Source organism: Kitasatospora sp. NPDC024654, from assembly GCF_055559155.1.
Genome location: NZ_JBVHLF010000011.1, coordinates 145,816 through 157,795 on the forward strand (window position 1 = coordinate 145,816; position 11,980 = coordinate 157,795).

General features: G+C 71.0%; 13 protein-coding genes and 2 pseudogenes. 6 read left to right on the top strand and 9 right to left on the bottom strand.

Translation table 11 applies throughout. The features are described from left to right. Nucleotides 1–23: 23 nt before the first annotated feature. Nucleotides 24–1,079, top strand: coding sequence for a threonine/serine dehydratase (locus ACZ38L_RS09815; protein ID WP_465691038.1), 1,056 nt, complete (start codon nucleotides 24–26; stop codon nucleotides 1,077–1,079). A 295-nt stretch (nucleotides 1,080–1,374) separates the two neighbouring features. On the opposite strand, the gene ACZ38L_RS09820 is transcribed toward ACZ38L_RS09815, so the two are convergent. Continuing rightward, entirely contained in the window at nucleotides 1,375–2,217 is an 843-nt protein-coding gene (locus tag ACZ38L_RS09820) for a siderophore-interacting protein (RefSeq protein WP_465691040.1), read from the bottom strand. A gap of 70 nt (nucleotides 2,218–2,287) precedes the next feature. Further along, nucleotides 2,288–2,680, bottom strand: coding sequence for a nuclear transport factor 2 family protein (locus tag ACZ38L_RS09825; protein WP_465691041.1), 393 nt, complete (start codon nucleotides 2,678–2,680; stop codon nucleotides 2,288–2,290). Nucleotides 2,681–2,803: 123 nt separating this feature from the next. Between ACZ38L_RS09825 and ACZ38L_RS09830 the strand changes: the two genes are divergently transcribed. Then, nucleotides 2,804–3,379: a PadR family transcriptional regulator gene (locus ACZ38L_RS09830; RefSeq protein ID WP_465691043.1), complete on the top strand. Its 576-nt coding sequence runs from the start codon at nucleotides 2,804–2,806 to the stop codon at nucleotides 3,377–3,379. A 155-nt stretch (nucleotides 3,380–3,534) separates the two neighbouring features. Here ACZ38L_RS09830 and ACZ38L_RS09835 read toward each other — a convergent pair whose 3' ends face one another. Next, the gene (locus ACZ38L_RS09835; RefSeq protein WP_465691045.1) at nucleotides 3,535–4,254 is read right to left on the bottom strand and encodes a TetR/AcrR family transcriptional regulator; all 720 of its coding nucleotides are present in this window, start codon (nucleotides 4,252–4,254) and stop codon (nucleotides 3,535–3,537) included. A gap of 326 nt (nucleotides 4,255–4,580) precedes the next feature. Between ACZ38L_RS09835 and ACZ38L_RS09840 the strand changes: the two genes are divergently transcribed. Beyond that, nucleotides 4,581–5,399, top strand: a complete 819-nt coding sequence (locus ACZ38L_RS09840) for an alpha/beta fold hydrolase (protein ID WP_465691047.1) — start codon at nucleotides 4,581–4,583, stop codon at nucleotides 5,397–5,399. Between the two features lie 125 nt (nucleotides 5,400–5,524). Here the strand turns inward: ACZ38L_RS09840 and ACZ38L_RS09845 are convergent, their stop codons facing one another. From ACZ38L_RS09845 to ACZ38L_RS09860, 4 genes are all read right to left on the bottom strand, one after another. After that, nucleotides 5,525–6,304, bottom strand: coding sequence for an SDR family NAD(P)-dependent oxidoreductase (locus ACZ38L_RS09845; RefSeq protein ID WP_465691049.1), 780 nt, complete (start codon nucleotides 6,302–6,304; stop codon nucleotides 5,525–5,527). Between the two features lie 410 nt (nucleotides 6,305–6,714). After that, a complete protein-coding gene (locus tag ACZ38L_RS09850; RefSeq protein WP_465691051.1) occupies nucleotides 6,715–7,629 on the bottom strand; it encodes an ABC transporter substrate-binding protein in 915 nt (304 codons plus the stop codon). A 156-nt stretch (nucleotides 7,630–7,785) separates the two neighbouring features. Next, a complete protein-coding gene (locus ACZ38L_RS09855; protein WP_465691053.1) occupies nucleotides 7,786–8,514 on the bottom strand; it encodes an SDR family NAD(P)-dependent oxidoreductase in 729 nt (242 codons plus the stop codon). A gap of 26 nt (nucleotides 8,515–8,540) precedes the next feature. After that, nucleotides 8,541–9,230 carry a TetR/AcrR family transcriptional regulator gene (locus ACZ38L_RS09860; protein WP_465691055.1) on the bottom strand — a complete coding sequence of 230 codons (690 nt, stop codon included), beginning with the start codon at nucleotides 9,228–9,230 and terminating at the stop codon, nucleotides 8,541–8,543. A 226-nt stretch (nucleotides 9,231–9,456) separates the two neighbouring features. On the opposite strand from ACZ38L_RS09860, the gene ACZ38L_RS09865 reads away from it, so the two are divergent. From ACZ38L_RS09865 to ACZ38L_RS09875, 3 genes and pseudogenes are all read left to right on the top strand, one after another. Next, a complete protein-coding gene (locus ACZ38L_RS09865; protein WP_465691057.1) occupies nucleotides 9,457–9,708 on the top strand; it encodes a nuclear transport factor 2-like protein in 252 nt (83 codons plus the stop codon). A gap of 359 nt (nucleotides 9,709–10,067) precedes the next feature. Continuing rightward, nucleotides 10,068–10,493, top strand: a complete 426-nt coding sequence (locus tag ACZ38L_RS09870; protein ID WP_396561135.1) for a PPOX class F420-dependent oxidoreductase — start codon at nucleotides 10,068–10,070, stop codon at nucleotides 10,491–10,493. 93 nt (nucleotides 10,494–10,586) lie between these two features. Further along, nucleotides 10,587–10,904: pseudogene (locus tag ACZ38L_RS09875) on the top strand (cytochrome P450); the annotation flags it as partial. On the opposite strand, the pseudogene ACZ38L_RS09880 reads toward ACZ38L_RS09875, so the two are convergent. After that, nucleotides 10,904–11,233, bottom strand: a pseudogene (locus ACZ38L_RS09880) (HAD family phosphatase); the annotation flags it as partial. The pseudogenes ACZ38L_RS09875 and ACZ38L_RS09880 sit on opposite strands and share 1 nt — an antisense overlap. Before the next feature lie 225 nt (nucleotides 11,234–11,458). After that, nucleotides 11,459–11,656 (bottom strand): hypothetical protein, encoded by a 198-nt coding sequence (locus ACZ38L_RS09885; protein WP_465691058.1) that lies wholly within the window; start codon nucleotides 11,654–11,656, stop codon nucleotides 11,459–11,461. Nucleotides 11,657–11,980: the final 324 nt, after the last annotated feature.

The window sequence follows — 11,980 nt, forward strand, 5'->3', positions numbered from 1 at the left end:
CCTCTCCCAGCAGGAGCAACGAAGTGCACCACCTCACGTACGGCGACATCAAGGCCGCCACCGACCGGATCGCCGGACGCATCCGCCCCGTCACCCTCGCCCCGGCCGACCCCGGCGCGATCCGCACCGCGCACCGTGACCCGCTGGACGACCGTCCGGAAGAGCCGTGCGAGGTGTGGCTGGCGCTGGAGTACATGCAGCACACCGGCTCCTTCAAGGCCCGCGGTGCGCAGAACTTCATCCAGGCCCACCGCGACGCCGACACCCTCCCGGACGCCGGGGTGACCATCGCGTCGGGCGGCAACGCCGGACTCGCCTGCGCGTGGGCCGCCCAACAGCAGGGCGTCACCGCCACGGTGTTCCTGCCGACCACCGCCCCAGCGGTGAAGGTCGCCAAGCTCCGCGGCTTCGGCGCCGACGTGCGCCTGGTGGGCGCGGAGTACGCCGAGGCGCTGGCCGCCTGCGAGGACTTCGCCGCCGCGACCGGCGCACTCGCCTCGCACGCCTACGACCACCCGCTGATCGCCGCCGGGGCCGGCACCCTGCTGGAGGAGATCCGCCGGCAGGTCCCCGGGCTGGACACCGTGGTGGTCGCGGTCGGCGGCGGCGGCCTGTTCGCCGGCGTGGCCACCGCGGCCCAGCGGCACGGCATCCGTACCGTCGCCGTCGAGCCGGAGAACTGCCGAGCACTGAACGCCGCCGTCGAGGCCGGTCGCCCGGTCGACGTCACCGTGGACTCCGTCGCCGCCGACTCCCTCGGCGCCCGCCGCACCTCCGCCATGGCCCTGCACGCCGCCCAGCGGGACGGCGTCCACTCCGTACTCGTCCCGGACGCCGAGATCGTCCGTGCCCGTCAGGCCCTGTGGGACCACCGCCGGGTGGCCGTGGAGCACGGGGCGGCGGCAGCGCTCGCCGCACTGACGGCTCCGCCGCACCACGTTCCCGACCGGGACCTGCCGACCAGGCCCGCCGGGCCGAGCCGCGGCTACCGGCCGGGCAACGGGGAGAAGGTCGTCGTGGTGCTGTGTGGCGCGAACACCGACCCCGGCGACCTGGTGGAACGGGCGGCCGAGCTCTGACCTGACCGGCAGCGCGAAGGGGGCCTCCGGGCGACGACCGTCCGGCTGCCCCCTCTCGTCGTGTCCGCCGGGATGCCGCCAGGTGGGACATCGGACCACGTGCCGGGCCCGACCCCGTGATCGCGGACCGCGCCTCGCACGCGATCCGCTCCCACCTGCGGAACGCCACATCCACGTGGCCGTTCCGGCGTCGCGGCCCGGCCATGCGTACCGACAGGCTCGCCAACGCTCACCAAGCCGCACTCCACCGCGCGGCCATCCTCATCCGAACCCGCGGATGACCGAAGAGACAGCCCTAGTGGGCCTGCTCCTGCTCGGCCTCCACCTGGGCGTTCCACTCGCGCTTGGCCGCCCGCCAGGCCTCGTCGCTCTGGCCGAACCGCCAGTAGCCCGAGATCGACAGCCGCTCGCGCGGGATGCCGTGCCCCAGGCGCAGCTGGCGCCGCAGCTCCTTCACGAAGCCCGCCTCGCCGTGCACGAAGGCGGACACCGTGCCGGTGGGGAAGTCCAGCGCGCCCACCGCCTCGATCAGCGCCTCGCCCACCGGGCGCTCGCCGCGGTGCAGCCAGTTGACCTCGACGCCGGCGGGCGAGGCGATCTTCTGCTCCTCCACGGCGTCCGCGATCTCCACGAAGGCGTGCACCACGGCGTCGGCCGGCATCCGCTCCAGCGCCGCGGCGATCGCGGGCAGGGCGCTCTCGTCGCCCGCCAGCAGGTGCCAGTCGGCGGCCGGGTCCGGGGTGTAGCCGCCGCCGGGGCCCAGGAAGTGCACCGTCTCACCGATCCGCGCGCGGGCCGCCCACGGTCCGGCCAGGCCCTCGTCGCCGTGCACGACGAAGTCGACGGTCAGCTCGCGTAGCCCCGGGTCCCAGGCCCGCACCGTGTAGGTCCGGGTGAGTGGCCATTGCTCACGCGGGAACTCCTCGCGGATCCGCGCGATGTCGAAGGGCTCCGGGTAGCTCACGCCCTCGGGCGCGAAGAGCACCTTGATGTAGTGGTCGGTGAACTCCGTGGCATCGAAGGTCTCCAGGCCGGCTCCGCCGAGGACCAGACGCACCATGTGCGGCGTGATCCGCTCGGTGCGCACCACCTGTGCTCGGCGGGCCTGCGGTGTCCTGCGGGCCGGTTGGTCTGCCATGGGGTCCCCCTGGGCTACGTCGATCCGATAGTTAGGCTCACCTAAGTTAGCACCCTGGGTCGGGTCGCGGTCAGTGTCCGGCCGCCTCCTCGGCGATCCGGTCGAACTGGGCGCCCATCGCCTCGGCCAGCGCCTGCGCGGCGGAGAGCGGGCGGACCATGACGGTGAACTCGTCGATCTTCCCGTCCTCGTCGAAGTGCAGGAAGTCGCAGCCGTGGATCTGCCGGCCGGACACGGTCGCGGTGAAGACGAAGGCGTGGTCGCGGCCGCCCGGGTCGGCGATCTCGCGGACGTAGCGGAAGTCCTCGAAGACGCGCAGCACTCCGCGCAGGATCGCCGCGGTGATCGCCCTGCCGGGGTAGGGCTTGAAGGCGACGGGGCTGGTGAAGACGACGTTCTCGGCCAGGAGCGCCTCGATGGCCTGCTCGTCGCGGTCCTCGACGGCCTTGCGGAACGGGTGCACGGGTCAACCTCATATTCAACTAGTTGAATAGGTGTATCGAGGAGTATGAGGCTGGTCGGTGCCGGGAGTCCAGGGCTGATTGGTCGCTCCCTCGCCGGGACGGCCGGGTGCTAGGTTGGCCGGATGGCTCTGCGTGAAGCGGTGTTGGCCGCCCTGTTGGAGGGCGAGGCATCCGGTTACGACCTCGCCAAGGGGTTCGACGCGTCGGTGGCCAACTTCTGGATGGCCACTCCCCAGCAGCTCTACCGGGAGCTGGAACGGATGGAGCGTGACGGGCTGATCCGCGCCCGCGTGGTCGAACAGCAACGCCGCCCCACCAAGCGTCTCTTCTCGCTGACCGAGGCCGGTCTCGCCGCCGTGCGCGACTACACCGTGGCGCCTGCGACGAGGCCGACCACCATCCGCGACGAGCTGCTGGTCAAGGTCCAGTGCGTCGAAACCGGCGACGCGGAGGCCGTGCGGGCGGCGATCACCGAACGCGTCGCGTGGGCCATGGCCAAACTGGCCCGGTACGAACGCCTCCAGGCCCGACTGCTGAACGGCCGCAGCGAGGACCACCACCTCGCCGACGCCGAGCGCATCGGCCCCTACCTCACCCTGCTGCGGGGCATGGAGTTCGAGCGGGAGAACATCCGCTGGGGCGAACTGGCGGTGCGCGTCCTCGACCAGCGCTCGTCGACCCCCACTGCCGGCGCCTAGACCGACCGGCGCAGTCACGAGGCCTGGCTGACAGTTCCCGCCGGGCAGCCGGAGGCTGAAGCCGGCCAGGCCGGCTCGGTCGACCTCGCCGGCCCGCACGGTGCTCCGCCGGCCGCGACGGACCAGGGTGCTGCGCATTCCCAGGAGGCCGCGGGCTATCGGCCCGTTGGCCTGGTCGTCACCGACGCTGGGCCGGGTCGGCCTGGGCAGTCGCCTGCAAGCCGTTGCTTGGTGGCTTCGGCGGGCTGGACGGCGGCGTGTTCGCGCAGGGCTGCTCGGGTGAGGGTGGTCGCGGTGCGCACGGCGCTGGCGATGGCGGCGTCGGGGTCGAGCCCGCACAGGTCGGTGAGGGTGAAGAGGGCTTCGGCGCTGATGACGATGGCGAGGTCGTTCTTCAGCCGGGCCAGGGCGGCGGGGTCGGTGGCGCCGAGGGTCTCGGCCAGAGGGGCGAGTGCGTGGTCCACCAGGCCGAGGCGCAGGGCGGGACGGGCGCTGGTGGCCGCAGGGCGGGTGACGGTGGCGGCGATCATGGTGCGGGTCGCGCCCTGGTAGGTCAGCACCAGGCGCAGCAGGTGCTCGGTCGCGGCGGCGATGCGTTCGACCGGGTCGCGGGAGTCGGTGACGGCTGCCAGCGCCTGCTCCGGGGTGGGCCACTGCCCGGTCATGGCCTCCTGCAGCAGGCTGGCCAGGTCGGGGAAGTAACGGTAGGCCGTGGCCTCGGACACCAGGGCGGCCCTGGCGACCTCCGGCATGGTCACCCCACGGCCGGTGCGCATCAGCTCGGCCGCGGCCCGCAGGATCGCCGTGCGGGTGCGCAGCTTCTGGTCGCCGCGGCTGCTGGTGCCCTGGTGGGTCGTCGCTTCGCTCTGCTCCACGCGACCACTCTAGCAAGTCAACTATGGTAACAAGAGCTGACTTGCATAAAGAGGGTTGCCATCTGTCTCCATGGCTCCCGTGGCGAGCGCGGTCATGAACGATGTCCGCCGCGGGCCCTGGTGTCGGTGTCGGCCCGCGGCGAGGGTATGAGCGAGGCGGCCTTCTTGATGAGAGTTCACTTGCATAAGCTTGCGGAAGCTTCCTATAGTAATAACAGCTGACTCTCACAAGGAGAGTCGGCCGTGATCCACGCGCCCGGGTGAAGTTGAAGCAGCACGGGCCGTGCACAGACACCGCCATCCGCATCGACGAGGGAACCTTCACCATGACCGTCTCCGCCCCCAGCAGCACGACCCGCACCATCGACCTTCCCAACGGCCTGTCCGTCACGGTCCAGGAGTTCGGAGAGAACACGGACGGCACCGGCGGGCTGATGCTGCACGGCGGCGCCGGGCCGCGCTCGATGGCCGGATTCGCCGCCGCGATGTCCCAGCACTCCTACGTGGTCGTGCCGACCCACCCCGGGTTCGAGGGCACTCCCCGCCCGGAGTCGGTCGACTCGACCGCCGATCTGGCCTCGGCCTACCTGGACCTGATCGACGCGCTCGGCCTGACCAGCGTGGTGGTGGCCGGCAGCTCGGTCGGCGGCTGGATCGCCGCCGAGATGGGACTGCGCGACAACCACGGCCGGATCACCGCGCTGATGCTGCTCGGCTCCACCGGCATCAAGCCCGAACCGCCTCTGGAGATCGCGAACCCGGCGGACCTCGGTCCGGTGAAGACTGGTGAGCTGGCCTTCTTCAAGCCCGAGCTGCGCCCCGACTTCGCGGCACTCGGCGACGAGCAGAAGGCCGCGATGGCCGCCAACCAGCGCACCCTTGCCGTCTACGCGGGCGACCCCTTCTGCCACGACCCCAAGCTCCGGGGCCGGCTGCACCGGGTCACCGTCCCGGTGCTGGTTCTTGCCGGCGAGCAGGACGGCATCGTGCCACTGGAGTACGGGCGCGCCCTGGCCGACTCCTTCCCCCGCGCCACCTTCCGGGCCATCCCGGAGGCCGGGCACTTCCCGCACATCGAGCAGCCGGGCACGGTCCTCGAGGCCATCTGCGATTTCGTCGACACCGAGGTCAGGTCCGAAGGCTGACCCCACCCGACGTCCACGTCCCGGGTACGCGACAGACCTCCCGGGGCGCGGCCGTACCGGGGAGCGCGGAGCCGGGTTTCGGCCGAGTCGGCGTCACATCCCGGGCGCACGCGCCCCCGGGCGGATCAGCTGGCCGCGGCCGGTCCGAGATAGGTACCGCCGGAGACGTCGATGGTCTGGCCGGTCACCCAGCGCCCCTGTGGGCCCGCCAGGAAGCCCACCACGTCCGCGATGTCCTCCGGCTCGCCGAGCCGTCCGAGCGCGGTGATCGACTCGAGCTCGGCCACCGCTTCGGGAACCGTGGTGAAGCCGGCGGTCATGTCGGTCCGCACCACTCCGGCGGCGACGGTGTTCACGGTGATCCCGCGCCGGCCCAGCTCATGGGCGAGCGACGGGCCGAGGGCCGCCAGTGCCGCCTTGGTGACGGTGTAGCCGATCTGGACGGGGGCCGCGATCCGGGTGGCCGCCGAACCCATGTTGACGATCCGTCCGCCGTCCCGCAGCAGCGGCAGCGCCCGTTGAACCACGAAGACCGGCGTGCTCACGTTGACCGCCAGCAGCCGCTCGAACTCCTCCTCGGTGAGCTGCCCGATCGAACCGACCGAGTGGATGCCCGCGTTGTTCACCAGGATGTCCAGGCCGTCCACGCCGTGGTCCGCCAGCCCGGCGGTCAGCCCCTCGAACAGTCGGTCCACCGCGCCGCTCTCGCCGAACCGGGCCCGCACCCTGAACGCCCGGCCGCCGGCCTCGGCGATCCGGGCCACGGTCTCCGCGGCGGCCGCGTCGTTGCCGCCGTAGTGGACCGCGACCAGCGCCCCTTCGGCGGCGAGCCGCAGGGCGACCGCGCGCCCGATCCCGCGCGAGCCGCCCGTCACCAGCGCGGTCCTACCGTCCAGTTCCCCCATGATCGCCTCTCCCTCGTGATGCCCCGGTCGAATCCGAAGACGATTCACCCTAGATGACGATATGACGACCAGTCAGCTCAATCACACCCCGTCCAGCGGCATCGGGAACGCCCGGTCTCCGTCAACCGGTCCCATGCCGGTCCGGGACCAGCGCGAACAGACGGACTCCCTGGGCCAGTCGGCAGCTCGGCCCAGGGATGACGTCCACCCCTGTGGAGCGGGAGCGCGGTACGGCCTGCCGCCCGGCCGCGTCTTCGCCACGACCCGTGACCCGATCGGCCCGGTTCCGCCGTAGACCGCGAATCACATGGCACGCGCCTTCGTTCGATGACTGGTGCCGGGTGTACGCGCTGTGTGGCTCTGTCCAGCGGCCGCGTACGTCTCCGCGTGGGCGGTCCCGGGGTACCGACTCACCGCGCTTCGGCAGCGCCGACGTCGCCGGGTTCCTGGGAGGTGGTGGCTGCGGTGCGGTAGAACTCGGCTGCGGTGACGGTGGCGGGGACGCCGAGTTCGGCGGCGACCGCGGTGATCGCGGCGGCGCCGACGCCGAGGTCGGCTTGGCCGTCGGCGGTGAAGTACGGTGCGATGAACGTCTCGTAGTGGGCCCGGGCTTCGTCTGCGGTGTGTCGGCCGAGGAACGTCTGGACGTACCGCACCGTGGTGTCGGGTTCGTTGTGGATCACTTGCAGGGCGCGGCGGTGGGCCCGTACGACGGCCTGGACCGCGGGGTCGTCCGGGTGGATGTGGGTGGGGTCGACGGCCACGCCCACGGTGGGGACCTGGAAGTGGTCGCCGACCCAGGCCAGCACCTTCCAGCCGTACTCGGCGGCCATCGCCTCCGGTGCCATGGTGCTGCCGACCAGGGCGGCGTCGATCCTGCCGTCGTGCAGCCAGCGCAGGTCCATGCCGTAGTCGCCGGGCGGGCGGACGATGGTGTGGATGTCGCGGTCCGGGTCGAGGCCGGCCCGGCGCAGCACGATCCGGGCGAAGCACCCGGGTGCGGTGTGGGGGGCGTGTACCGCCAGCCGTCGGCCGGCCAGGTCGGCCAGGGAGGTCGGGCCGGGGCGGGCGAGGAACCAGAAGAGCGGTCGGTCGGTGTTGACACTGAGTGCGACCCAGGGGGTTCCGTCGGCCAGGCGGGACAGCAGGGCCCGGCCGAGCCCGATGGTGGCGCAGTGGCGCAGCCGCTCCTCGTCCCAGGAGATGCCGTCGTGCAGCGCGACGTGGACGCCCTCGTCGGCGTAGTAACCCTGCTGGTCGGCGATGTAGGCGGCCAGTTCCTCGTGCAGGCCCCGCCCGACGTAGGCGAGATCGATCGTGTACATGAACGTTCTCCCTTGATCGTGTCACCGCCGTGCGCCCGTGCGTGCCGCGAGCCCGGCCGCTGGGGGCCGTGGTGTTCAGGTGACGGCGTGCCGGACGCGGTCCGGCCGTCGGCGAACGGGAACGGCATGGCCCGGTGCGCGCGGAGGAGTGGGGCGTCAGTACATGGACATCCCGCCGTTGACCGCGGCCGTGGTACCGGTCATGAAGGCGTTGTCCTCACTGGCGAAGAAGGCGACCGCCTGGGCGACGTCGTCCGGGTGTGCCAGGCGGCCCAGAGGGGTGGCGGCCACCTGCCGCCGCTTGTGCTCCTCGTCGAGCACATCCGCCGACATGCGGGTGTCGTCCACCGGGCCGGGCTCGACGACGTTGACCGTGATGCCCAGCGGGCCCAGTTCCTGGGCGAGGTACCGGCCGAACTGCGCCAGTGCGGCCTTGGCCGTGCCCAGGGCGATCATGCCCTCCCGGGGCCGGCGGCTGAGGCCGGTACCGAGATAGATGATGCGCCCCCAGCCCTGTTCGGTCATGGCGGGCAGGACGGCCTTGGTGACCGCGAACGCCGCACGCATCTCGTCGTCGAGCTTGCCGCCCAGTTCTTCCCACGTCATGTCCCGGAACGGCTTGACCACGTACGGGGTGAGCGCGTTGTGCACGAGCACGTCGATGCCGCCCCAAGCCGCCTGGACCTGCTCGATCATGCTCTCGGCCGCCGTTGCCTCGCGCACGTCGGCCTGCACGGCCATGGCCTGACCGCCCGCGGCCTCGATGCCGGCCACGACCTCCTCGGCTGCCGCGGCGCTGTGCAGGTAGTTGACCACCACGCGCATCCCTCGTGCGGCCAGGAGGCGCGCGGTGGCTGCACCGATTCCGCTGCTGGACCCTGTCACCAGTGCCACCCTGCTGGTTGCCCCGGTCATGGGACCACCCCCTGCTTGTCATCGCGGGCCGTCGGGATGACCGCCCGCAGTTGTTCATCGTCGATGCGGGGGCGTGCCGGGCGGAACGCCCCGCGAAGCACGGTGTCGACGGTCGCGCGCAGCAGATCGGCCGCGGTGCGGTCGAGTTGGCGCGGCAACTGCGAGGTGAGCAGCCGCTCCAACGCGCCTCGGGTGATCTCACCGAGCAGCTCAGGCGGTGCCGACAGCAGTCCCCGCCGGTGCCCGTCCCGGAACAGCTCGTCGAGCCGCCGGTAGATCGTCTCGTCCACACGCTGCTCCACGTACTGGCGCAGCGTCGCATCGCCGCGCCCCGTCGCGAGCTGAGCCGTGCTGATCCGTCCGAGCTCACTGCCTGCCGCGATCAGGAACCGCTCCACCCGCACATCGAACGGCTGCCCTTCCGCGCCCTCGGTCGCCGCCGCCAACGTGCGCTCCACCGCCGCGAACCGCCGATCCAGCACCGCGGCCAGCAGGCTGCGCCTGTCCGGGAAATAACGGTAGATCGTCTTCTTGCTCATCCCGAGCTCACGAGCGAGACCGTCCATGCTCACCCGCGCGAAGCCCGGCGCGAAGAACAGCCGGCCGGCCGCCTCCACGATCACGTCGGCACGCTGCACGTCGCCCTCGGAAACTTTCGAAACTGATTTCGTTTCCATGGTTTCCATGGTCGACGCCCACTCCTCCACCGTCAAGGCAGGCCTTCCGGGGGTGCGGGGTCACGTGACCGCGACGCCGTGAGCTCGGCTGGCGCGGAGGAGGAAGGGGCCTGGCGCCTGTGGTCAGGAAGCATGTCGCTGCCAGGGCTACCGTGGTCAGCAGGAGGCTGGGGTACCGGATTCGGGGCACCGGATGTGGACCTCGTCCGACAGCACTGTGATCGGAGGGAACGCGATGGGGGACCAGGAGAACCGAGCGGCGCTGGATCGGCACTGGGCAGCGTCTGCCGCGGGAGACCAGGACGCCGAGCACGAGATCTATCACGACGACGTCGTGGTTGATTATCCCCAGTCGGGTGAGCGCATCCACGGCCGCCGCAACCTGCAGGCGCTGCGCTCGCACCACCCGGCCAAGCTCGACTTCACCTCTGGGTCACCGAATATGCGATCGCCTACGACGGAAAACCGGTACCCACCGTTAGCGTGATGGAATTCCGTGACGGAAAGGTCGCCCGCGAGACCCAGTATTTCGCGGATCCATTCCCGCCACCCGCCTGGCGCGCTCAATGGGTGGAGCTGGCGCCCTGACGGGCGGCCTGACGCTCGGAGCCCGTGACGGGATCTTGACGTCCTCGAGCTGTTCGGCGACGGACTGAGCTCGTCGAGCGTTTCCTCGGACGGACGGACGTCGCGGCGAGGAGCTTCCACGGCTCAGTGGTTCCGGCCTGGGCGGGTGTCCGGCCTTGCCCCGCCCAGCTCCCGGGCATCAACCGATCGGTCGATCCGGCCGGTGCCCTGGGCGGGTTGTCCCGGCTGCGCGGGGCGGCCTGGGCCAGCATGGGCCGCATGCCCCAGATGACCGAGACCCAGTGGCGGGCCTTTCTCACCGCCGGTACCCGCACCGCCAAGCTGGCCACCACCAAGGCCGACGGCAGCCCGCACGTGGCGCCGATCTGGTTCCTGCTGGACGGCGGCGACCTCGTGTTCAACACCGGCCGGGACACCGTGAAGGGCCGCAACCTGGCTCGCGACGGACGGGTGATGCTCTGTGTGGACGACGAGCGGCCGCCGTTCTCCTTCGTGCTGGTCCGGGGGACGGCGACGCTCGGCGACGACCTGCCCGAGGTGCGCGAGTGGGCCGGACGGATCGGCGCGCGCTACATGGGGGAGGAGCGGCGGGAGGAGTTCGCGGCGCGCAACGGCGTGCCGGGCGAGCTGCTGGTCCGGGTCAGGATCGACCATGTGGTCGCGGTGGCCGACCTGGCCGACTGAGCGCCGGCTTGGTCGTCGCGGCCGTCGGCTCTCGCTGGCGATGCCCACCGCGCGGGTGGAGAATCCGACCGGCCGTCAGAGGGAGGCCCCGACATGAACATTCCTGGTCCCGAGTCCCGATCGGACGGCGGGCTCGGCGCCATCGCGGCGGCAGGCGGACTGCCCAGCTACCAGCTGTGGCTGCATGCCGAGTACGGGCCCGTCGTGCGGTTCCAACTCCCCGGTGCCGAGACGGCGGTGTCGATCGCCGACCCGGTGCTGTTGGAGGCCACGGCGCACATCGACCGCCGACCGGAGCGTCTGTTCGCCTTCCTGGAACCACTGTTCGAGGAAGGCGATCTGCAGGTCCTCCCGGCCGACGAACACGGCCCGTGGCGTCGCCTGTTGCTCTCCGTGCTGGCCGGACGCCCGTTGCTCAGGATGCCCAGCCCGCAGCTTCCCCGCAGCCTCTGTACGTAGGCGATGAGTTCCTCGTTCGGCGTCCCCAGATACTCCGCCCACAGATCAGCCATGAAGGCTTCAACTTGGGGCGCGTCGAGGCCCAAGCGTGCTGCCACCTGCGTATGAACCTCTCCTTCGCCGATGCTTCCGACGCTCCCGGCCCGCCACACGTCGCGCATCCGTTCATGCACGGTACCCAGCGGCAGCTCCAGCCGCTCCTCCCACCGTTGCACCCACCCCGTTTTCTGCACGATCTCCAGTACGCCGCCGATTTCGAGAATGACGCAGGTCGCGGTCACGCGGATTCCCCCTCGTCGTCCTGCCGGGCCAGCGAGCACAGGCCGCTCGCTCAGGTGATTCACGGAGACACTGTTGTCCTTCCCGCTGGGGCAAGGTCAAGCGATCTCGGAGCCCTGTGACAGTTGCTGCTGGAAGCGGTTCAGGCACGGATTTCGTGAAGTGGACCGTGCCGCCGTTCGCCGGTGACGCTCTGTCGCCCTGGGGCGCCGCGGCCTCTTGGTGGATCAGCGGCGTTCATATCTGGCCGCCATGGTGTGGAATACCTTCTTGGGCTCCCATCGGGTGTCGTCGAGCACGCGGACGACGCCGTAGGAGGCCATGTCCTGCGGTCCGGGCTTGTCGTAGTTGGCGAAGGAGCACCAGAGTGCGGTGTCCACCCCTTCGGCCTCGAAGATGTCCGTGAGTTCGACAAGGTAGCGCACCTGTTCGTCCTCGTCCGGGATCGCTCCGTGTGGCGGTCGCCAGGCCATGCCACCGAGTTCACCCGCCCTTCGGTAGGCGCAGGTGCCGAACTCCGTGATGGCGACGGGCTTGCCGTGGTGGAAGTGCTCGCGCAGGTCGGAGCGGAAGGTGCTGGCGTTGTGGACGTCCCGGTAGGCGTCGATGCCGATGAGATCGAAAGGGCGCCAGTCGACGGATTCCCAGGCGCCGGCCTCGATGTTTCACGGCAGCGGCCGGTTGATCTCATGCCTGTGATGTCGCGTTGGTCCGTTCCCGGGGCGGTGTCGGGTAGGACTGCGCGTCGG

Excerpts from the sequence above, each read along its gene's own strand:
- ACZ38L_RS09820 (WP_465691040.1), bottom strand. The coding sequence starts at position 2,217 with ATGGCAGACCAACCGGCCCGCAGGACACCGCAGGCCCGCCGAGCACAG.
- ACZ38L_RS09830 (WP_465691043.1), top strand. The coding sequence starts at position 2,804 with ATGGCTCTGCGTGAAGCGGTGTTGGCCGCCCTGTTGGAGGGCGAGGCA.
- ACZ38L_RS09840 (WP_465691047.1), top strand. The coding sequence starts at position 4,581 with ATGACCGTCTCCGCCCCCAGCAGCACGACCCGCACCATCGACCTTCCC.
- ACZ38L_RS09845 (WP_465691049.1), bottom strand. The coding sequence starts at position 6,304 with ATGGGGGAACTGGACGGTAGGACCGCGCTGGTGACGGGCGGCTCGCGC.
- ACZ38L_RS09850 (WP_465691051.1), bottom strand. The coding sequence starts at position 7,629 with ATGTACACGATCGATCTCGCCTACGTCGGGCGGGGCCTGCACGAGGAA.
- ACZ38L_RS09860 (WP_465691055.1), bottom strand. The coding sequence starts at position 9,230 with ATGGAAACCATGGAAACGAAATCAGTTTCGAAAGTTTCCGAGGGCGAC.
- ACZ38L_RS09865 (WP_465691057.1), top strand. The coding sequence starts at position 9,457 with ATGGGGGACCAGGAGAACCGAGCGGCGCTGGATCGGCACTGGGCAGCG.
- ACZ38L_RS09870 (WP_396561135.1), top strand. The coding sequence starts at position 10,068 with ATGCCCCAGATGACCGAGACCCAGTGGCGGGCCTTTCTCACCGCCGGT.